Source organism: Tsukamurella sp. M9C (assembly GCF_020169415.1).
Taxonomy (GTDB): Bacteria; Actinomycetota; Actinomycetes; order Mycobacteriales; family Mycobacteriaceae; genus Tsukamurella.
This window is the reverse complement of record NZ_JAIULG010000018.1, coordinates 1-17,692: the sequence shown is the minus strand read 5'-3', so window position 1 is coordinate 17,692 and position 17,692 is coordinate 1. Positions and strand designations below refer to the sequence as shown.

General features: G+C 69.8%; 20 protein-coding genes. 7 read left to right on the top strand and 13 right to left on the bottom strand.

Annotation, left to right across the window (positions count from 1 at the left end; translation table 11 throughout):
- Nucleotides 1-17 precede the first annotated feature (17 nt).
- Both LB823_RS10890 and LB823_RS10885 read right to left on the bottom strand, forming a co-directional pair.
- Nucleotides 18-422, bottom strand: coding sequence for a DUF6153 family protein (locus LB823_RS10890; RefSeq protein WP_224647188.1), 405 nt, complete (start codon nucleotides 420-422; stop codon nucleotides 18-20).
- Nucleotides 423-461: 39 nt separating this feature from the next.
- On the bottom strand, nucleotides 462-1,139 hold the full coding sequence (locus LB823_RS10885; protein WP_224647096.1) for a FadR/GntR family transcriptional regulator: 678 nt from the start codon (nucleotides 1,137-1,139) through the stop codon (nucleotides 462-464).
- An 84-nt stretch (nucleotides 1,140-1,223) separates the two neighbouring features.
- Between LB823_RS10885 and LB823_RS10880 the strand changes: the two genes are divergently transcribed.
- Nucleotides 1,224-2,462, top strand: coding sequence for a CynX/NimT family MFS transporter (locus LB823_RS10880; protein WP_224647094.1), 1,239 nt, complete (start codon nucleotides 1,224-1,226; stop codon nucleotides 2,460-2,462).
- Nucleotide 2,463: 1 nt separating this feature from the next.
- Here LB823_RS10880 and LB823_RS10875 read toward each other — a convergent pair whose 3' ends face one another.
- From LB823_RS10875 to LB823_RS10845, 7 genes are all read right to left on the bottom strand, one after another.
- The gene (locus LB823_RS10875) at nucleotides 2,464-3,051 is read right to left on the bottom strand and encodes a vitamin K epoxide reductase family protein (RefSeq protein WP_224647092.1); all 588 of its coding nucleotides are present in this window, start codon (nucleotides 3,049-3,051) and stop codon (nucleotides 2,464-2,466) included.
- Between the two features lie 60 nt (nucleotides 3,052-3,111).
- Nucleotides 3,112-5,478 (bottom strand): excinuclease ABC subunit UvrA, encoded by a 2,367-nt coding sequence (locus tag LB823_RS10870; RefSeq protein WP_224647091.1) that lies wholly within the window; start codon nucleotides 5,476-5,478, stop codon nucleotides 3,112-3,114.
- Nucleotides 5,479-5,604: 126 nt separating this feature from the next.
- Nucleotides 5,605-6,093 (bottom strand): hypothetical protein, encoded by a 489-nt coding sequence (locus LB823_RS10865; protein ID WP_224647089.1) that lies wholly within the window; start codon nucleotides 6,091-6,093, stop codon nucleotides 5,605-5,607.
- A 1,396-nt stretch (nucleotides 6,094-7,489) separates the two neighbouring features.
- Complete coding sequence (locus tag LB823_RS10860; protein ID WP_224647088.1) at nucleotides 7,490-7,939, bottom strand: low molecular weight phosphatase family protein; 450 nt, start codon at nucleotides 7,937-7,939, stop codon at nucleotides 7,490-7,492.
- Nucleotides 7,939-9,054 carry an ACR3 family arsenite efflux transporter gene (arsB, locus tag LB823_RS10855; RefSeq protein ID WP_224647087.1) on the bottom strand — a complete coding sequence of 372 codons (1,116 nt, stop codon included), beginning with the start codon at nucleotides 9,052-9,054 and terminating at the stop codon, nucleotides 7,939-7,941. The genes LB823_RS10860 and arsB overlap by 1 nt, the downstream gene beginning before the upstream one ends.
- On the bottom strand, nucleotides 9,051-9,425 hold the full coding sequence (locus tag LB823_RS10850) for a metalloregulator ArsR/SmtB family transcription factor (protein WP_224647086.1): 375 nt from the start codon (nucleotides 9,423-9,425) through the stop codon (nucleotides 9,051-9,053). The genes arsB and LB823_RS10850 overlap by 4 nt, the downstream gene beginning before the upstream one ends.
- Nucleotides 9,426-9,471: 46 nt before the next feature.
- Nucleotides 9,472-9,930: an ArsI/CadI family heavy metal resistance metalloenzyme gene (locus LB823_RS10845; protein ID WP_224647085.1), complete on the bottom strand. Its 459-nt coding sequence runs from the start codon at nucleotides 9,928-9,930 to the stop codon at nucleotides 9,472-9,474.
- A gap of 95 nt (nucleotides 9,931-10,025) precedes the next feature.
- Here LB823_RS10845 and LB823_RS10840 point away from each other — a divergent pair, with 95 nt between their 5' ends.
- Both LB823_RS10840 and LB823_RS10835 read left to right on the top strand, forming a co-directional pair.
- A complete protein-coding gene (locus LB823_RS10840) occupies nucleotides 10,026-10,379 on the top strand; it encodes an Rv2640c family ArsR-like transcriptional regulator (protein WP_224647084.1) in 354 nt (117 codons plus the stop codon).
- A 52-nt stretch (nucleotides 10,380-10,431) separates the two neighbouring features.
- Nucleotides 10,432-10,995 carry a dihydrofolate reductase family protein gene (locus LB823_RS10835; RefSeq protein ID WP_224647083.1) on the top strand — a complete coding sequence of 188 codons (564 nt, stop codon included), beginning with the start codon at nucleotides 10,432-10,434 and terminating at the stop codon, nucleotides 10,993-10,995.
- Here the strand turns inward: LB823_RS10835 and LB823_RS10830 are convergent.
- Nucleotides 10,974-11,567 carry a TetR/AcrR family transcriptional regulator gene (locus tag LB823_RS10830; protein WP_224647082.1) on the bottom strand — a complete coding sequence of 198 codons (594 nt, stop codon included), beginning with the start codon at nucleotides 11,565-11,567 and terminating at the stop codon, nucleotides 10,974-10,976. The genes LB823_RS10835 and LB823_RS10830 overlap by 22 nt on opposite strands.
- 66 nt (nucleotides 11,568-11,633) lie before the next feature.
- Here LB823_RS10830 and LB823_RS10825 point away from each other — a divergent pair, with 66 nt between their 5' ends.
- Entirely contained in the window at nucleotides 11,634-13,133 is a 1,500-nt protein-coding gene (locus LB823_RS10825) for an NAD(P)/FAD-dependent oxidoreductase (RefSeq protein WP_224647081.1), read from the top strand.
- Between the two features lie 26 nt (nucleotides 13,134-13,159).
- Complete coding sequence (locus LB823_RS10820) at nucleotides 13,160-14,029, top strand: short-chain dehydrogenase/reductase (protein WP_224647080.1); 870 nt, start codon at nucleotides 13,160-13,162, stop codon at nucleotides 14,027-14,029.
- Nucleotides 14,030-14,051: 22 nt separating this feature from the next.
- Here LB823_RS10820 and LB823_RS10815 read toward each other — a convergent pair whose 3' ends face one another.
- Nucleotides 14,052-14,321, bottom strand: a complete 270-nt coding sequence (locus LB823_RS10815; RefSeq protein ID WP_224647078.1) for a Rho termination factor N-terminal domain-containing protein — start codon at nucleotides 14,319-14,321, stop codon at nucleotides 14,052-14,054.
- A gap of 71 nt (nucleotides 14,322-14,392) precedes the next feature.
- On the opposite strand from LB823_RS10815, the gene LB823_RS10810 reads away from it, so the two are divergent.
- The gene (locus LB823_RS10810; protein WP_224647077.1) at nucleotides 14,393-15,145 is read left to right on the top strand and encodes a DUF998 domain-containing protein; all 753 of its coding nucleotides are present in this window, start codon (nucleotides 14,393-14,395) and stop codon (nucleotides 15,143-15,145) included.
- A 49-nt stretch (nucleotides 15,146-15,194) separates the two neighbouring features.
- Nucleotides 15,195-15,851: an MBL fold metallo-hydrolase gene (locus tag LB823_RS10805; protein ID WP_224647076.1), complete on the top strand. Its 657-nt coding sequence runs from the start codon at nucleotides 15,195-15,197 to the stop codon at nucleotides 15,849-15,851.
- Between the two features lie 21 nt (nucleotides 15,852-15,872).
- On the opposite strand, the gene LB823_RS10800 is transcribed toward LB823_RS10805, so the two are convergent.
- Together LB823_RS10800 and LB823_RS10795 are read right to left on the bottom strand one after the other, a co-directional pair.
- A complete protein-coding gene (locus tag LB823_RS10800) occupies nucleotides 15,873-16,574 on the bottom strand; it encodes an LGFP repeat-containing protein (RefSeq protein ID WP_224647075.1) in 702 nt (233 codons plus the stop codon).
- 100 nt (nucleotides 16,575-16,674) lie between these two features.
- Nucleotides 16,675-17,692, bottom strand: a 1,018-nt coding sequence (locus LB823_RS10795) for a biotin-dependent carboxyltransferase family protein (protein ID WP_308011439.1), incomplete at its 5' end; no start/stop codon positions are given.

The window sequence follows — 17,692 nt, the reverse complement described above, 5'->3', positions numbered from 1 at the left end:
CCGCGCGCGGGCGTCGATCAGACTCGGAGAACGCAGAGTTGGGCGAGGTCGAAGACCGTCCAGGACGGCGGACCGCGCGCGACGGCGGCGTGATCCGCCGGAGTGGCGCGGGCGGCACCGTCGGCGAGGGGGAGGACCGCGACGAGCGGTGGCGCGCCGACGGTCTTGTGCACGACGACGGTGCCGACGCAGTCGTGCGACTCGTGGTCGTGGACCGCATCGACGGTCTGCTTCTGCACCGAGGTGCCGTGATCGGCCCGGTCCATCGTGGTGCGCTCAGTCGCGGAATCGCGGGGCGCGCCGTGGTGCGTCGTCGACGCGGACGCCGCGGGCATCGACATGGGAGGCATGCCGAGGTGCATCAGGAGGACGGCGAGCGCGAGGAGCACGGCCGTGGTGGCCGCCGTCCATCCGCTCCGCATCGTCCGCACGGCCCGAATAATACCCCAGTGGGGTATTGGTCAGCGTTCGCGGAGCCGCACCTCGGCGAGGAGCTCGCGGGCGGCGGCGCGGGCGGCCGACGCATCGCCGGCGGCCACGGCGTCGATGACCGCGATGTGCGCGCACTCGTACGACGTGGCGAATCCGACGGGGAACTCCTGGAGGTGCTCCTGCAGGACGGGCACCAGCGAGTCGTAGAACTCGAGGTAGATCGTGTTGTGACTGGCGGCGACCACGCCGCGGTGCATCGCGAGATCCGCCGCGATGGCCTCCCGCTCGGCGCCGGATGCGACCTGCTCGGGCGCCCAGAGCCGGTTCCGGGCCTCGAGGAGGCGGCGCAGCTCGGTGACGTCGTCGTCGTCGCGGCGCTCCGCGGCGAGCCCGGCCGCGGTCACCTCGAGCGCCTCGCGAAGCTCGAGCAGGTCGGTGTCGCGCGCGGCGGAGAAGTAGTCACCCAGCGTGGAGGTGGCGCAGGCGGAGAGTACGTACGTGCCCGACCCCTGGCGCCGCTCCAGCATGCCGGCGTGCACGAGCGCCTGCACCGCCTCGCGAACGGTGTTGCGCGCCGTGCCGGTGAGCTCGCGGAGCTCGGTCTCCGTGGGTATGCGCCCGCCCACGGGCCATCGTCCGCTGGCGATCTCGCCGCGGAGCTGTTCTGTGACCTGCGCTATCAAGGTCTGCCTGCGTACCGGTTGCATCACAGTCATCCTATCCGGACGGAAACCGTCTTGCCGTCATACATCCATTCATCCTATGATTTGTGTCGACCGTAAGGAGGGCGAATGACCAGCATCGCGACCGAGCCGCAGGAGGCCGACCAGACCATGGTGCGATCCGTGAAGCAGGGGCGGCTGCTCGTACTGCTCGCGATCGTGCTGTTCGCGCTGACGCTGCGGACCGCGGTCACATCGCTCACGCCGCTGCTCACGCGGATCAGCGAGGACCTCCACTTCGGCGCGACGATCATCGGCGTCTTCGGCATGCTGCCCACCGCGATGTTCGCCGCGGCGGGCATCGTGACGCCGTTCCTGACGAGCCGGATCGGCCTCGAGCGCACGACGCTGGTGGCCGTCGTCGCGACCGCGATCGGCATCGGCGTGCGCTCCCTGATGGGCGGCACGCTCGGCCTGCTGGCGTTCTCGTGCCTCGCGCTGATCGGCATGGGCATCGGCAACGTCGTGCTGCCGCCCCTGGTCAAGCGCTACTTCTCGGACAACGTCGCCGTGCTCAGCACCGCGTACCTCACCTGCGTCCAGCTCGGCACGATGGTGCCCGCGCTCACCGCGGTCCCGGTCGCGGACGCCTACGGCTGGCGCGTCTCGCTCGCGATCTGGGCGATCATCCCGATCGCCGCGTTCCTGCCCTGGCTCGGCATCGTCCTGGCCCGGCGCGGCCACGACGTGGAGGACGTGACCGGGGAGGCACCGTCGGAGCCGACGGGCCGGATCTGGCGCTCCCCGCTGGCCTGGGGCGCGGCCGCGATGTTCGGCATGACCTCGCTGAACACCTACGCGATGTTCACCTGGATCCCGACGATCCTCTCGGACTCCGGCGGCAGTGCCGCGCTCGGCGGCAACATGGTCGCGCTGTTCTCCGGCGTCGGCTTCCTGGCGACGCTGATCGTGCCCGGCCTCTGCACCCGGATGGTGAACCCGTTCCCGCTGGTGATCGTGTTCCTCGGCTGCTTCGTCGTGGGCTTCCTGGGCCTGCTGTTCGCGCCGATGACCCTGACCTGGGTCTGGGTGATCGCGCTGGGGCTCGGCCCGACGACCTTCCCGATGGCGCTGACGCTGGTCAACCTGCGCACCCGCACGGGCGCCGGATCGGCCGCACTGTCCGGCTTCATGCAGGGCGTGGGCTACCTCGCGGCGTGCGCCGGCCCGCTCGGCTTCGGCCTGCTGCACGAGGCGACGCACGGCTGGACCGCGCCGTTCATGATGCTGTTCGCCTGCCTCGTGGTGCTCGGCCTCGGCGCCTACCAGGCGTGCAAGCCGCGCATGCTCGAGGACACCTGGAACTGATTTAGAACTTGCTGCTCCAGTAGTCCCAGAACTGCACCGCGATCAGCGTGAGCACGACGATGTACCAGAGCAGCACCAGGGCGGCGAGCCCCTGCTTGACCTGCTGGGTGGCCTTCGGGCCGAGCGCGGCGGCCACGGCGGTCGCGAGCACGATGGGCATGATCGTCCAGACGAGCATGCACCACAGGCACAGCGCGTGGATCACGAACAGGCTCGAGTAGATCAGGAAGATCACCAGAGCGACGCCGGCGGCGGCGCCGATCGCGAGCCCGGTCCAGAACCACCGGGGGAGTTCGACGCCGCCCGCGGCGAGCACGCCTGCGACGATCACCACCGAGAACGCCGCGATGCCGATCAGCGGGTTGGGGAAGCCGAACACCGATCCCTGCCAGGACTGCATCACCGAGCCGCACGAGATCGTCGGGTCGAAGCTGCATCCGGGGACGAAGTTCGGGTCCTCGAGCAGCTTGATCTTGTCGATGGTCAGCATCGCCGAGGCCAACAGCCCCAGCACGCCGGTCACGAGCAGCAGGATTCCGGTGGTACGACGGTTCTCGGTGGCCGGTGCGGCAGTCTCGATGGTGGACACGCCAGCGATCGTATGCGAACGCGCTGTGGACTCGCTGTCAGCGGACCGCCGACGGGGACGTCAGCCCCCGATGTACGTGGCCAGATGCTCTCCCGTCAGGGACGAACGTCCCGCCACCAGGTCCGACGGGGTCCCCTCGAAGACGACCCGGCCACCGTCGTGCCCGGCACCCGGGCCGATGTCGATGATCCAGTCGCCGTGGGCCATCACTGCCTGATGATGCTCGATCACGATGACCGACTTGCCCCCGTCGACGAGGCGGTCGAGCAGGCCGAGGAGTTGTTCGACGTCGGCGAGATGGAGGCCCGTGGTGGGCTCGTCGAGGACGAGGACGCCGCCCTTGTCGCCCATGTGCGTCGCGAGCTTGAGCCGCTGGCGCTCGCCGCCCGACAGCGTGGTGAGCGGCTGTCCGAGCCCGACGTAGCCCAGCCCCACGTCGTCGAGGTGGCCGAGGATCTTGTGCGCGGCCGGGATCTTCGCCTCGCCGGTGCCGAAGAACTCGAGCGCCTCGGCGACGGGCATGCTGAGCACCTCGCTGATGTTCTTCCCGCCGAAGTGGTACTCGAGCACGGCGGCCTGGAACCGTCGCCCCTCGCACTCCTCACAGGTGGTGGAGACGCCGGCCATGATGCCGAGGTCGGTGTAGATGACGCCCGCGCCGTTGCAGGCGGGGCAGGCACCCTCGGAATTGGCGCTGAACAGGGCCGGCTTGACACCGTTGGCCTTGGCGAAGGCCTTGCGGATGTGGTCCAGCAGGCCGGTGTACGTGGCGGGGTTGCTACGCCGGCTGCCCTTGATCGGGGTCTGGTCGACGGTGACGACGCCCTCCCGCGGGCTGATCGAGCCGTGGATGAGCGAGCTCTTGCCCGAGCCCGCGACGCCGGTGACCACGACGAGCACGCCGAGCGGCACGTCGACGTCGACCTCCTGCAGGTTGTGCTCGGTCGCGCCGCGCACCTCGAGCACGCCCGACGGTGACCGCACGCCGTCCTTGAGGCGGGCCCGGTCGTCGAGGTGCCGCCCGGTGAGCGTGTCAGCGGCGCGCAGGCCGTCGACGGTGCCCTCGAAGACGATCTCGCCGCCCGCGGTGCCGGCCCTCGGACCGAGGTCGACGACGTGGTCGGCGATCGCGATGGCCTCGGGCTTGTGCTCGACGACGAGGACGGTGTTGCCCTTGTCGCGCAGGCGCAGCAGCAGGCCGTTCATGCGCGCGATGTCGTGCGGGTGCAGGCCGATGGTGGGCTCGTCGAAGACGTAGGTGATGTCGGTGAGCGAGCTGTTGAGGTGCCGGATCATCTTGGTGCGCTGGGCCTCGCCACCCGAGAGCGTCCCCGCGGGGCGGTCCAGGGACAGGTAGCCGAGGCCGATCTCGACGAAGGAGTCGAGGGTCTGCTGGAGGTTCTCGATCAGCGGCGCCACCGATGGATCATCGACGGTGCGGATCCACTCGGCGAGTTCGTTGATCTGCATCGCGCAGCAGTCGGCGATGGACGTGCCGCCGATCTTCGAGGACCGCGCGAGCTCCGAGAGCCGGGTGCCGTCGCACTCGGGACAGGTGCTGAACGCGACGGCGCGCTCGACGAAAGCGCGGATGTGCGGCTGCATCGCCTCGACGTCCTTCGACAGGAACGACTTCTGGATCTTGGGGATGATGCCCTCGTACGTGAGGTTGATCCCCTCGACCTTGATCTTGGTCGGCTCCTTGTAGAGCAGGTCGTTCAGTTCGCGCTTGGTGTACTTCGCGATGGGCTTGGCGGTGTCGAAGAAGCCGCTGCCGCGGTAGATGCGGCCCTGCCAACCGTCCATGCTGTAGCCGGGAATGGTGAACGGGCCGTCGTCGAGGGACTTGCTGTCGTCGTAGAGGGCGGTGAGGTCGATGTCCGTGACGCTGCCCCGGCCCTCGCACCGCGGACACATGCCGCCCGTGATGCTGAAGCTGACCTTCTCCTTGACCTCGCGGCCGCCCTTGTCGTGCTTGACGGCGCCGGCGCCGCTGACCGAGGCGACGTTGAAGGAGTAGGCCTGCGGGGAGCCGATGTGCGGGTCGCCGAGCCGGCTGAACAGGATCCGCAGCATGGCGTTGGCATCGGTGGCGGTGCCCACCGTGGAGCGCGGGTCGGAGCCCATGCGCTCCTGTCCGACGATGATCGCGGTGGTCAGGCCGTCGAGGACGTCGACGTCGGGCCGCGCGAGCGTCGGCATGAACCCCTGCACGAAAGCGCTGTAGGTCTCGTTGATCAGCCGCTGCGACTCCGCGGCGATGGTGCTGAAGACGAGTGAGCTCTTGCCGGATCCGGAGACGCCCGTGAACACCGTCAGCCGGCGCTTGGGGAGTTCGATGCTGACGTCCTTGAGATTGTTCTCGCGCGCCCCGTGGACGCGGATCCTCTCGTGGCTGTCGGCGGCGTGCGGGACGGACTGCGGCATGGACGCTCCTGATGACCTCGTACGGCAACCGCACCAGCGTACCGGCGTATCGGCGCGGGACCCCGTCGAAGAGAAGAGCCGAGCACCCCTTGCAGGTGTGCTCGGCTCAGCGGACGGGGGAGTATGTCACTCGTTGTACTGGGAGAGCGAGACCTCGCCCCACTTGTAGCGGTTGCCCGGGGTGAGGGTGGCGCGACCGAAGCCCTCGAGGTCCTCGAAGCCGCTCCAGTTGTCCCCACCGTCGGTGAGGCCGAAGGCGTAGACGTCGGTACCCAGCAGGTGCTGCACGCCCACGGTGTAGCCCTCGACGTTGGTGACCAGCATCGGCATGCGATGCATGTCGACCATGAGGTCGTTGTCCTCGGGGTTGAACGAGATCAGCTTCTCGCCGGAGCTGGAGAGCTGCCACTTGATCTTGTCGGCGGGGCCGTCCTTCGTGGAGAAGTCCAGCAGCTCCGCGAGGCGGAGCGCACAGTCGGCGCTGTAGGTCGCGATCAGCGAACCGGTCTGGCGCACCCGGCCTTCACGCTCGACTCGCTGTGCGCGCTGCTCCTCGTCGTGCTTGCGGACGAGTTCTTGAGCGCGCTTGAGGACGGAGAGGTCATCATTGGTCATGGTGTTAACAATAGCGTTATCCGACCACCGATGGTTACTGTTCCCCGCAGGAGACCGCGTGTCGTCGGCAGATTCTCCTGTGAGCCGGTGTCGACCGCCGATGGGGTGCCGCATGCGGGTCGCCGCGGCATGCGCGAATCGGTTACCGGCCGTGGCGATCTGACGGAAGTTCACGAGCGAGCCGCGGTGCGCGGCGCGCCGGGCCGCCCGAGGATCCGGCGCATTGTCGATCATGTCAATCAAATCGATCATGCGTGAAATTGAATCTATGGCCATCTGGCGCGTATCGGAACTGGCCAGCGCGGAGGTCGGACGGTCGAGACTGAGGCCGGGGAGGCGGAACTGCACGGTCTCTTCAAGGGAAACATCTCCCCGCGGAGCGGCCACGACTTCCTCATGGCTATGCCTACCCATAATTCCTCCTTGCCCACACGAACGAATTCCCCATTCGTCCGCGGTTCAACGTGCGCCACAAGACTAGGAGAGAAGGGCTTGCTATTGCAATAGGCACGGTCGAGTGTCCATTTCCGCCATTGTTGAGAAGTTCTCGGAGCGACGCCGAACGAAGGCTCGAACCCGACGCGGGCCCGCTGCACGTATTTACGTCACAGTGACGTAATCGCGTGTGGCGCCGGTGCGTCGCTGGGCCGGGGTAATAGAGAGTGACGCCGCGGCATCACCGGGTGCGCCGTCGCGAGCTCGAGGCGAGCGACGGGCGACGACAGCCAGAGGCCAGCCCGGGATCACCGCAGCCGACACCGGCGCCACGTCGCTAAGACGGCAGTCGGCCAACGAAGCCAATGGGACGAGCTCGCGGCATGTGAGCGGACGATGGGTCCAGTCGTCCAGATAAGGCGCGGGCCGACACACGTAGCGTGTGGACGAGCTCACCATTGCCGGTGGACCCGCGCCGGCGCGCAACGGATCGAATCGTCGGGCGCTTGGCTGAACCACCCCGATTCGCCGATAATCTACATTATGACATTACGAGCGTTGGTATTACGCCGTCGAGCGTTGAGGCCTCACTGCCTGCCGCCATCCCCCAGGCTGGTGCGAAACAGGTCACGCAGCAGTGCGATCTCCGCACCGTGGTGAATCAGTTCCCGCTGGGTGTGGAGCACGACCGCCAGCGTGGACCACTCGGCGAACATGTCACCCGGCGGTCCCGCAGGAGCCGCGAGACCGCCGAGTCCGAGTTCCTCGACCCCGCAGATCCAAGCCCCGTACGCACCGTCGAGCCGGTCCAGCGCACGCGCAACTGCCGGGCCCAGTGAACCTCGATCTGCGCACGGATCTCTGCATTCCAATCGATTGCCACGCGTGCGATCCTGACCCGAGGCACGGGGTGACGGCAACGGAATTCCGGAACGCCCCGTCCACTCGCCGTCCGCTCGACCTACGGACGATCGAACGGACCCCCGCCGGGCTCCAGGAGTTCGGCCCACAGAGCCTCGACCCGGGCGGCGATGTCGTCGCGGACCAGGCGCATCCGCTCGATGCCGTCGATGCCCCGCTCGGAAGGCTCGTCGGTATCCCACGTGACCAGACGTACCCCCGCGGGCGGTTCAACGGTCGCCTCGCGACCGAGGATGACCACCAGATCCACGCGCGCGAGCACTACTGGATCGATGGGCTTCGGCGTCTCGCCGGTGATGTCGACGCCGACCTCGGCCAGGGATTCGGCGGACAGGCCGTTGACCGCGCTGCCCGGCTCCGTCCCCGCCGAGTGGACTTCGACGGCATCGCTCGCGGTCTTGCGCATCAGTCCGGCGGCCATCTGGGACTTGCCACCGTTCTTCACGCACACGAACAGCACGCTCGGCGTGTTGGTGTCGTTGTCGGGCATCAGTTCACACTCCTGGACTGGTCGACTGCGGTCCCGCCGGCCGGCGGACTCGGGGGGAATCGCCTCCGGAGCGCCAGGGAGACGTACACGAGCCCGACGAGCACCGGGACCTCGATGAGCGGCCCGACGACGCCGGCCAGCGCCTGGCCGGAGGTCGCGCCGTAGGTGGCGATCGCGACGGCGATCGCGAGCTCGAAGTTGTTGCCCGCCGCGGTGAAGGCCAGCGTGGTGGTGCGCTCGTAGCCGAGCCCCATTGCGGCGCCGAGCAGGTACCCGCCGCCCCACATCACGGCGAAGTACACCAGGAGCGGCAGCGCGATCCGCGCGACGTCCCACGGGCGGGAAGTGATCTGCTCCCCCTGCAGCGCGAACAGGACGACGATCGTGAACAGCAGCCCGTAGAGCGCCCACGGCCCGATCCTGGGCAGGAACGTCGATTCGTACCAGTCGCGGCCCTTGGCCTTCTCCCCGATCCGGCGCGACAGGTAGCCCGCGAGCAGCGGGATGCCGAGGAAGATCAGCACCGACTTCGCGATCTGCCAGGGCGAGGTACTGATCGTCGTCTGCTCCAGGCCGAGCCAGCCGGGCAGGATCGACAGGTAGAACCAGCCGAGAACCGCGAACATGATCACCTGGAACACCGAGTTCAGCGCGACGAGCACCGCCGCCGCCTCCCGATCGCCGCACGCCAGGTCGTTCCAGATGATCACCATCGCGATGCAGCGCGCCAGACCGACGATGATCAGCCCGGTGCGGTACTCGGGCAGGTCGGGCAGGAAGATCCACGCGAGGGCGAACATCAGCGCAGGTCCGAGGACCCAGTTCAACAGCAACGAACCGAGCAGCAGCTTGCGGTCGCCGGTCACGGTGTCGAGGCGGTCGTAGCGGACCTTCGCCAGCACCGGGTACATCATGATCAGCAGCCCGAGTGCGATCGGCAGGGAAACACCGTCGACCTGGATCTTCTCCAGCGCGGTGTTCAGGCCCGGGATCATCCGGCCGAGCAGCAGGCCGACGACCATGGCGACGCCGATCCACACCGGCAGGAATCGGTCGAGGGTGGAGAGCTTGCCGACGACCGGCTGGTGCCCGACGGTCGGCGCGGTACCCGTCACGCGAGCGCCTCGACCGGGGCACCGGACCCGGTGGACTGCAGAGCGCCGGCGAGCGACGACAGGACCTCCGGGACGACCCGGTAGTACACCCACGAGCCACGGCGCTCGGATCCCACCAGGCCCGCGGTCTTGAGGACCTTGAGGTGATGCGAGATCGTCGGTTGCGAGACGTCCACCGCCGGCGAGATGTCGCACACGCACGCCTCGCCACCCTCATGGCTGGCGATCAGGCTGAACAGGCGCAGCCGTATCGGGTCGGCCAGGGCTTTGAACACCGTCGCGAGGTCGGCGGACTGCCCCTCCGACAGTGGCTCACGGACCAGCGGCGAGCACCGCACGGTCACGTCGGCGAGCGGAAGTGGATTCGACACACATCGATATTGACAGATATCGATTCCAGAGACAATCCTCGAACGATCAGCAGCAGTTCGACGACGCCGGAGCACAGCAGGCCGCCGTCGGCGTGCCGGCCGCCGGCGCCACCTCCGGAACCGGGGCGCCGTCGAAGGTCTCGGCGTCGGCGAGGACCGTGTAGACCTCCCAGCGCTCGGCGTCGGGGGCCGTGACCCAGACCTTGTCCTGGGTGGCGAAACAACAGGTCGCGCCGATCTCCTCCTCGGTGAACAGCTGCCCCTCGGTGAGACGCGCGATCTCCGCGTGCACCTTCTCACTGGAATCGACCTCGATACCGAGATGATTGATGCTGCCGCCCTGTCCGGGGTTCTCCAGCAGCACCAGCTTGAGCGGCGGCTCGGCGATGGCGAAGTTGGCGTAGCCGGGCTTGACCTTCGCCGGTCCGGTGCTGAACAGCGTGGTGTAGAACGCGATCGACTGATCGAGGTCGTCGACGTTGAGGGCGAGCTGGACGCGGGACATGAGAACCTCCGATAATTCGACATACATCTAACTGTTGCGCGTTCAGTTCTAGACGACCCTTTGACATATGTCAACGAGTAGGTAGATTAGGGCGTATGCCCAAGACGCTCCCCGTGGTCGACATCAGCACCCCCATCTGCTGCGCCCCGCTGGCCGCCGGGGCGATGGACGCCGATGCGGCGCTCGAGCTGGCTCTGCGCCTCAAGGCACTCGCCGACCCCGCGCGGATCCAATTGATCTCGATCCTCATGGGCGCCCGTCCGGGCGCCGTGAGCACGGGCGACCTCGCCGACCTCGTGAACCTGTCTCCGGCGACCGTCAGCCACCACCTCGGCCAACTCAAGAAGGCCGGGCTGGTCAGCTCGGAACGTCGCGGCATCAACGTCTTTCACCGTGCGGAAGCCGGAGCGCTCGAGGCCCTCCGCGGCGTCCTCGCTACCTGCTGCTAGCCCGTCGACTCGCCACGCGGACACACGGCCCACGACGATACGGAGGCGGCACATGGCCGAATTGATCTATCCGACGAACGTCTCGCTCGACGGCTACATCGAGGACGCGGACGGCCGCTTCGACTGGCTACCCGGCGACGACGACGTCTTCGCCGCGCACACCGAGCTGATGCGGTCCGCCGGCACGCTGCTCTACGGGCGGCGCCTCTACGAGATGATGGCGGTCTGGGAGACCGATCCCGCGCTCGCCGGACGGTCCCCCGCGGCGGCCGCGTTCGCTACGGCCTGGCAGGCGCCGGCCAAGTTCGTCTACTCGACGAGCCTGACGGCACCGTCGACCGCGAACACCCGGATCGAGCGGGCCTTCGATGCCGAGCAGGTGCGCGCGCTGAAGGCCGCCGCCGACCGTGACCTCCTCATCGGCGGCGCCGACCTCGCCGCCCAGGCGTTCGCGGCCGGCCTGATCGACGAGGTGCAGCTGTACGTCCTGCCGATCGTCGTGGGCGGCGGCAAGCCCGGACTCCCCACCGGGATGCGCGTCGGCCTGGATCTGCTCGACCAGCGGCGCTTCGACAGCGGCGTCGTCCTCCTCCGCTATTCCCCCAGCAGCCGCTGAACGAAGACCGCCACGACGTCCGTCGACACCGACGGATCGGTCGCGCGCTGCATGCCGAGCCCGAGGATCAGGCTGAACAGCCCGAGAGCCAAGGTCTCGGCGTCCACCGGGAGCTCCAACCCGTGCGCGGCCTCCAGCTCTTTGACCAGCGTCGCGGTCGCCGCGCGGATGCGCTCGTAGCGCGACGCCGTCGCCGCCATCTGGCCACCGTCCTCCGCATTGGTCGCGGCGACCGCCATCTCGAGCCGGAACCACGCCCGGTCCCCCACGATCGTCCGCCCCCACGCGTCGACGGAGGCGATCACCGCGGCGAGCCCGTCGGCCCGCGCGGCCTCGGCCAGCGCCAGAACCCGGTCGGTCTCGCGCTCGTACAGCGCGTCGATCACTGCACTCCCCAGCGCGACCTTGCCCGCGAAGTTCGAGTACACCGCGCCCCGGGTGAACCCGGCGTGGGCCGCGACCGCCTCCAGCGAGGTCGCCGTGAACCCGTCGCGGAGGAACAGTTCGGTCGCCGACGCCACGATCAGCTCGCGCGTCCGGACCTGAGCCTCCGCTCTCGACAATCGTTGCATCCGGCCATCCTATCGGGATACAGTCCGTATTCGAATACTGACTGTATCTGAAATGAGGCGTCCGACGTGCCCGATGCACCGCTCCCCCTCGCTCCGCACCACGAGGTCGTCATCGTCGGCGCCGGGTTCTCCGGCCTCGGCACCGCGATCGCCCTGACCCGGGCGGGATTCGACGACGTGCTCCTCGTCGACGATGCCGCGGGTCCCGGCGGCACGTGGCACTGGAACACCTACCCCGGCGTCGCCGTCGACATCCCGTCGTTCAGCTACCAGTTCTCCTTCGCGCAGCGCTCGACGTGGTCGCGCAGCTACGCGCCCGGACGGGAACTGCGCGCCTACGCCGAGCAGATCGTCGACGAGTACGACCTCGCGCCGCGCCTCCGGTTCGGCACGCGCGTCCATGCCGCGTCCTTCGACGAGGCGACCGCTCGCTGGACGATCGCGACCAGCACGGGCGAGATCACGGCCCGCTGGCTGATCCACGCGGGCGGCCCGCTGAGCCAGCCGAAGCTCCCCGAGATCGACGGCATCGACTCCTTCGAGGGCGAGACGATGCACACGAGCCGGTGGAACCACGACGTCACGACGGCGGGCAAGCGTGTCGGCATCATCGGCACCGGTGCCACCGCCGTGCAGGTCATTCCCGAGATCGCCCCCGCGACCGAGCGACTCACCGTCTTCCAGCGCACCCCGATCTGGTGCCTCCCCAAGCCCGACTTCCCGCTCGGCCGCGTCGGCCGCACCGGCCTGGCCGCGATCCCCGGCGTCCGGCAGGCGGCCCGGCTCGCCAGCCAAGCGTTCGTGGAGGCCACCTTCCCCGTACTCGCCCACTTCCACAAGTGGATCCCCGGCACCGACGTCCTCGAGGTCGCGGCGCGCAACTACATCCGGACGCAGGTCTCCGATCCCGCGACGCGCGAGAAGCTCACGCCCACCTACGCGCTCGGCTGCAAGCGGCCGAGCTTCCACAACTCGTACCTCTCGACCTTCAACCGCGAGAACGTCGTGCTCGAGACCACGTCGATCGAGGCCGTCACGCCAGCCGGGATCCGCACCGCCGACGGCGTGGAGCACCCGCTCGACGTGCTCATCCTCGCGACCGGCTTCAAGGTCACCGACCGCGACGCGCTCCCGACGTACCGGCTGACCGCCGCCGACGGCACCGACCTCGCCGAGCACTGGGAAGAGGGACGATTCCACTCGTACCAGGGCGTCGCGACGGCGGGCTTCCCGAACTTCTTCACCGTCTTCGGGCCCTACGGGTACAACGGATCCTCGTTCTTCACCCTGGTCGAGAACAGCGCCGCGCACATCGTCCGGGTGCTCGAAGAGGCCCGGCGCCGCGCCGCGACCACCGCCGAGGTCACGACGGCCGCCCAGGAGTCGTACATGAACTCGATCCTGGCCCGCGGACCGCTGCAGGTGTTCTCGAATCCCAGCTGCGCGGGCGCCAACAGCTACTACTTCACCAAGCAGGGCGACGTCCCGTTCCGGGCCTCCACGACCGTCGAGGCGGCGTGGCACAGTCGCCGCTTCCCCCTCACCGACTACGCCTTCGCGGGCTGACGAACCACCACCAAGGAGAACCGCACATGAACCTCGACCTCGCCGGCCGGACCGTCGTCATCACCGGAGCCGCGCGCGGCATCGGCCTCGGGACCGCGAAAGCCGCCGCGGCGCGCGGCGCCCGGGTCGCCGTGCTCGACCTCCGACAGGAGGACGTCGACGCCGCCGCCGCTGAGATCGGCGACGGCGCGATCGGCCTCGCGGCCGACGTCACCGACCGCGCCGGGCTCGCCGACGCGTTCACGGCCGTCGCCGATCGCTTCGGCGCGATCGACGTGGTGGTCGCGAACGCGGGCATCGCACCGCGCGGGGCGACGGTGCAGGGCATGGCCCCCGAGGAGTTCGACCGGGTGCTCGCCGTCAACCTGCACGGCGTCTACAACACGGTGCTGGCCGCGATGCCGCACGTCCTGAAGACCGGCGGACACCTCCTGCTCACGTCCTCGGTGTACGCCTTCGTCAACGGCGTCGGCGTCTCCCCCTACGCGGTGGCGAAGGCCGGCGTCGAGCAGCTCGGGCGCGCGCTGCGCGTCGAGCTCGCGCCCTACGGCGCGACGGCCGGCGTCGTCTACTACGGCTTCGTCGACACCCACATGGTCAAGGTCGGATTCGACGAGGATCCGCTCGCCTCCGCGGTGACCGACCTGCTGCCCTCGTTCCTGACCGCCCGGATCACGCCGGAGCAGGCCGGGGAGAGTACCGTCCGCGGAATCGAGCGCCGGGCCGCGCGAACGATCGCGCCCGCCCGCTGGACCGGCTACAGCCTCCTGCGCGGGCTCATCAACCCCGTCCTCGACGTGATCACCGCCCATCATCGCCCGGTCGTCGAGCTGGTCCTCGCGCTCGACGTCCGATCGCGCGCCGGCCGGGCGGCGGAGCCCGCGACGGCCGAGTGATCGGCGCTGAGGGCCGCGGCTCTCAGTGGTCGCGCAGGTCTGCGATCAGGGACGCCTTGCGCTTCGACGAGTAGCCCGAGAGGCCGAGCTCCTTCGCCCTCGCCCTGAGTTCCTCGACGGTCCACTCCTCGTAGGGGCGAGAGCGACCGCCGGCGGCGCCGACCGCGGACCGACCCCGGTTCGCGGCGGCGTTCGCGATCCGCGCCGCCTTCTCCTTCGAGTCCCCCTTGTCGCGGAGCTCTTCGTACAGTTCACCGTCCTTCACGGACGGCCCCGGGTTCTTCTTCGCCATGCTTCCGACCGTACGCCGCGAGCGAGATGCACACCACAGCGTGCAGCGCCGAGTTCGCGTAGACATACTGAATGCAGCTAACGATCGAAGCACTCCCTCAGGCCCGGCCGGTCGACGCGCTGAGCACACGGCGCACCGTGCTGGCCGGAGCACTACTGACCGCCACGCTGATCTACTTCCTCGCCGAGCTGATCGTCGCGCGACAGTGGGCCCGCCCGTACAGCTGGTCCCACAACATGATCAGCGACCTGGGCGTTCCCGAGTGCCTCGGCGACCTCAGCCGCGACGGCGGCCTGGCGGTCTCGGACCGCTTCGTCTGCTCGCCCTGGCACCCGCTCATGAACATCACGTTCGTGGCGGTCGGCGCGCTCGGAATCGCGGCCGCGATCGCACTGGGCCCGCTCCTCCCCCGCCGCTGGGACACCGCCGCCGTCGCCCTCGCGACGGTCAACGGCGTCGCACTGGCATGCGTGGGCCTCTTCCCCGGGAGCGCGGGCGAGTTCCCGGGCGGGCCGCAGTCGCGCATCATCGTCCATCCGATCGCGGCGTACGTCGAGCACGTGACCGGGATGGCGCTGATGACGCTCGCCGCACTCCTGCTGCTCCGTTCGCGCGCCCGGGTCGCCGCGATCACAGTCGCCTGCATCGCGGTCTCCGGGCTGGCCGCCCTGATCATCCCGTGGGCGAACCCCCTCGGCGCGGGCGGCACGGAGCGGGCGGCGATCGACCCGTTCCTGTGGTGGCGCTGCGCCCTGGGGATCGCCCTGCTCATGACCGCGTGGCGGGCGCTCCTACGCCCGACGCCGGAACCGGCCTTGACCTGAATCATTATTGAGGTCCTAGCGTCGAAGACACCCGACGAGAGGACATCCGATGCTCACCACGATCCGGCCCGACCTGCTCGAGACCCCGACCTACTCCCCGTTCCCGGGACTCACGACCCACGCCTACCTCTGGACGCCCCGGACCGGCGGGAACGTCCTGTTCTACTCCCCCGGCGACGACGCCGACTTCGGAGACATCGCCGAGCGCGGCGGCGTCGCCCACCAGTACCTCAGCCACCAGGACGAGGCGGGCCCGATGCTGGGCGCGATCGCCGAGCGCTTCGGCGTCGTCCTGCACGCGCCGGAGCGGGACCTCGACGGCATCGCCGAGCACGCCACCCCGGGCGTCCTCCTCGCCGAGCGGACCGTCGACGCGAACGGCGTCGAGATCATCCCGACCCCCGGGCACACGCCCGGGAGCACGTCCTTCGTCGTCACCGGGTCCGACGGTGCGCGCTACCTGTTCACCGGCGACACCCTGTACCGGGGCGCGGACGGGCGGTGGAACGCCGGTTACATCCCCGGCATGAGCGACGGGGAGCAGTTGCTCGCCAGCCTGGAGGTGCTCGGCGGCCTCGAACCCGACCTCGTCGTCTCCAGCGCCTTCGCGGGCGGATCCGGGACGCGCGCCGTCGATCCCGCGACGTGGCGGCGCACCGTCGCCGAGACGGCCGAGCGGCTCGCGACCGGCGTCCTGGCCCGCTGAGCACGTCGGCGCCGGCGCCTCCTACAGCCCGGCCGGGACCACCTTGCCGTTGACGGTGACCTCGACCTTCTTGGTCTGGGTGTTGAAGGTGATCTTCCCGTGTTCGAAAGTGGTCTGCTTGACCGCGCCCGACGTGGTCTCGTCGCTGGTCACGGCGCCCAGCGGCCCCGCGGAACCGTTCGCCCCGCTCGGGGAGGGCGTGCCGTCCGGGCCGCGCTCGATGTTCCACGCGTCCCGGATCCGGCCCCAGGTGATGTATGCGGGGGTGCCGGCGGCGGCGTTCTTCGCGGTGATGACGCCGCCCTTGAACTGCTGGAAGATCACGCCGCTGTCGCGGGTCCCGGCGTTGTGATCGCCCGTCAGGACCACGCCCAGCGCGGTGCGCTGCGCCTGCGTCGCGGCCGAGTACTTCGCGGCGATCGGGCCGGTCAGCGTCACCTCGCTGCCGTCGGCCCCCTTGACCTTCACCGCGCCGGGCTGAGCCTTCGCCGAGGAGCCGGCCACAGTGGAGGCGCGGGACGCCGCGGCGGAGGACGACGCCGCGGACGGCCCTGTCGACGCCCCGCCGGACGCCGCCGCTGCGGACGTCGTCGACGCCACCGCCGCCGAGGTGGCGGCCACGTCCTCGCTCGGGCCGCTGTTCCCGCACCCCGCAGCGATCAGGGTTGCGGCCGCGAGGCCTGCGACGACGCCGATGGTCCGTCGAGCTGCGTTTTTCCTCATGGGTCCTTCCGGTGGTGCTCCGAGTCGACCGAGCGGTGCTTCCGGAACCGCTCGTGACCCGACGTAACCACATCCCGGCGCTGCGGACCGGCGCTTTCACTCACCCATCGGACGTCGCGTCCGTCGCCGCGAACCGCACCGACGATCCGAGCGGCAGCTGCGCGAGCCGGTCCAGGTGGTGCTCCGCCACGACGGCGAGTACCGGATAGCCGCCGGTCGTCGGGTGGTCGACGACGAAGACGACCGGCTCGCCGGACGGAGGGACCTGGATCGCGCCGGGCACGAGCGCCTGACTCTGCACCTCGCCGTCGGCGCGCGCGAGCGGTGTACCGGCGAGCCGGACGCCAACACGGTCGCTCTGCGGCGTGACCTCCCACGACTCGTCGAGAAGGTGCGCCCAGGCGCCGTCGGGGAACAGGTCCGCGTCGGGCCCGGGAACAACGTCGAGCACCGTCGGGCTGCTCCCGTCCGGGAGGGTGGGCAGCGCTTCGGGCTCCCCGACGACGGTGCGCGGCGCGCGGCCGACGGGCAGCACGTCGCCGGCGGCGACCGGCGCGGGCCCGAGGTGCGCGAGGACGTCCGTGCTGCGGCTGCCGAGTACCGCGGGGACGTCGACACCGCCCCGCACGGCGACGACGACGCGCAGGCCCGCCGTCACCGGGCCGACCTCGAGGAGGTCACCGTCGTCGAGAGCGAAGGGACGACCGCGCTCGACGGTGCGCCATCGCCCGTCCGGCGATTCGACGACGAGAGCGGCCTCAGCGCCGGTCACGGCGACCACCTGTTCCCCCGCGGCGACGAGTTCCATCCCGCCCCCGGCGTTCTCGATCCCCGCGGCCCCGGCGGGGTTGCCCACGAGCCGATTGGCCTGCCGCAGCGCACCGCGATCCGCGGCGCCCGACCGGGTGACGCCGATCGCGGCGCGCCCCGGCCGCCCGAGGTCCTCGACGAGGCTCTGCAGCCCCGTCTCCCGCACGACGAGCCCCCGGCCCGCGCGCGGCGCGGGCGGGCGCGGCGGCGTCCCCACCGGGACCTCGATGCGCGCGCGGATCGCGGTGAACCGCACGCGCGCGCCCGGGACGAGCAGGGCGGGCGGGTCGCGGTCGAGGGACCAGAGC

Bases quoted from the DNA above. Each gene is read 5' to 3' on its own strand.
- LB823_RS10835 (WP_224647083.1), top strand. From the start codon at position 10,432: ATGGCCGAATTGATCTATCCGACGAACGTCTCGCTCGACGGCTACATC.
- LB823_RS10845 (WP_224647085.1), bottom strand. From the start codon at position 9,930: ATGTCCCGCGTCCAGCTCGCCCTCAACGTCGACGACCTCGATCAGTCG.
- LB823_RS10805 (WP_224647076.1), top strand. From the start codon at position 15,195: ATGCTCACCACGATCCGGCCCGACCTGCTCGAGACCCCGACCTACTCC.
- LB823_RS10885 (WP_224647096.1), bottom strand. From the start codon at position 1,139: ATGCAACCGGTACGCAGGCAGACCTTGATAGCGCAGGTCACAGAACAG.
- LB823_RS10870 (WP_224647091.1), bottom strand. From the start codon at position 5,478: ATGCCGCAGTCCGTCCCGCACGCCGCCGACAGCCACGAGAGGATCCGC.
- LB823_RS10800 (WP_224647075.1), bottom strand. From the start codon at position 16,574: ATGAGGAAAAACGCAGCTCGACGGACCATCGGCGTCGTCGCAGGCCTC.
- LB823_RS10865 (WP_224647089.1), bottom strand. From the start codon at position 6,093: ATGACCAATGATGACCTCTCCGTCCTCAAGCGCGCTCAAGAACTCGTC.
- LB823_RS10830 (WP_224647082.1), bottom strand. From the start codon at position 11,567: ATGCAACGATTGTCGAGAGCGGAGGCTCAGGTCCGGACGCGCGAGCTG.
- LB823_RS10820 (WP_224647080.1), top strand. From the start codon at position 13,160: ATGAACCTCGACCTCGCCGGCCGGACCGTCGTCATCACCGGAGCCGCG.
- LB823_RS10810 (WP_224647077.1), top strand. From the start codon at position 14,393: ATGCAGCTAACGATCGAAGCACTCCCTCAGGCCCGGCCGGTCGACGCG.
- LB823_RS10840 (WP_224647084.1), top strand. From the start codon at position 10,026: ATGCCCAAGACGCTCCCCGTGGTCGACATCAGCACCCCCATCTGCTGC.
- LB823_RS10890 (WP_224647188.1), bottom strand. From the start codon at position 422: ATGCGGAGCGGATGGACGGCGGCCACCACGGCCGTGCTCCTCGCGCTC.
- LB823_RS10860 (WP_224647088.1), bottom strand. From the start codon at position 7,939: ATGCCCGACAACGACACCAACACGCCGAGCGTGCTGTTCGTGTGCGTG.
- LB823_RS10880 (WP_224647094.1), top strand. From the start codon at position 1,224: ATGACCAGCATCGCGACCGAGCCGCAGGAGGCCGACCAGACCATGGTG.
- LB823_RS10815 (WP_224647078.1), bottom strand. From the start codon at position 14,321: ATGGCGAAGAAGAACCCGGGGCCGTCCGTGAAGGACGGTGAACTGTAC.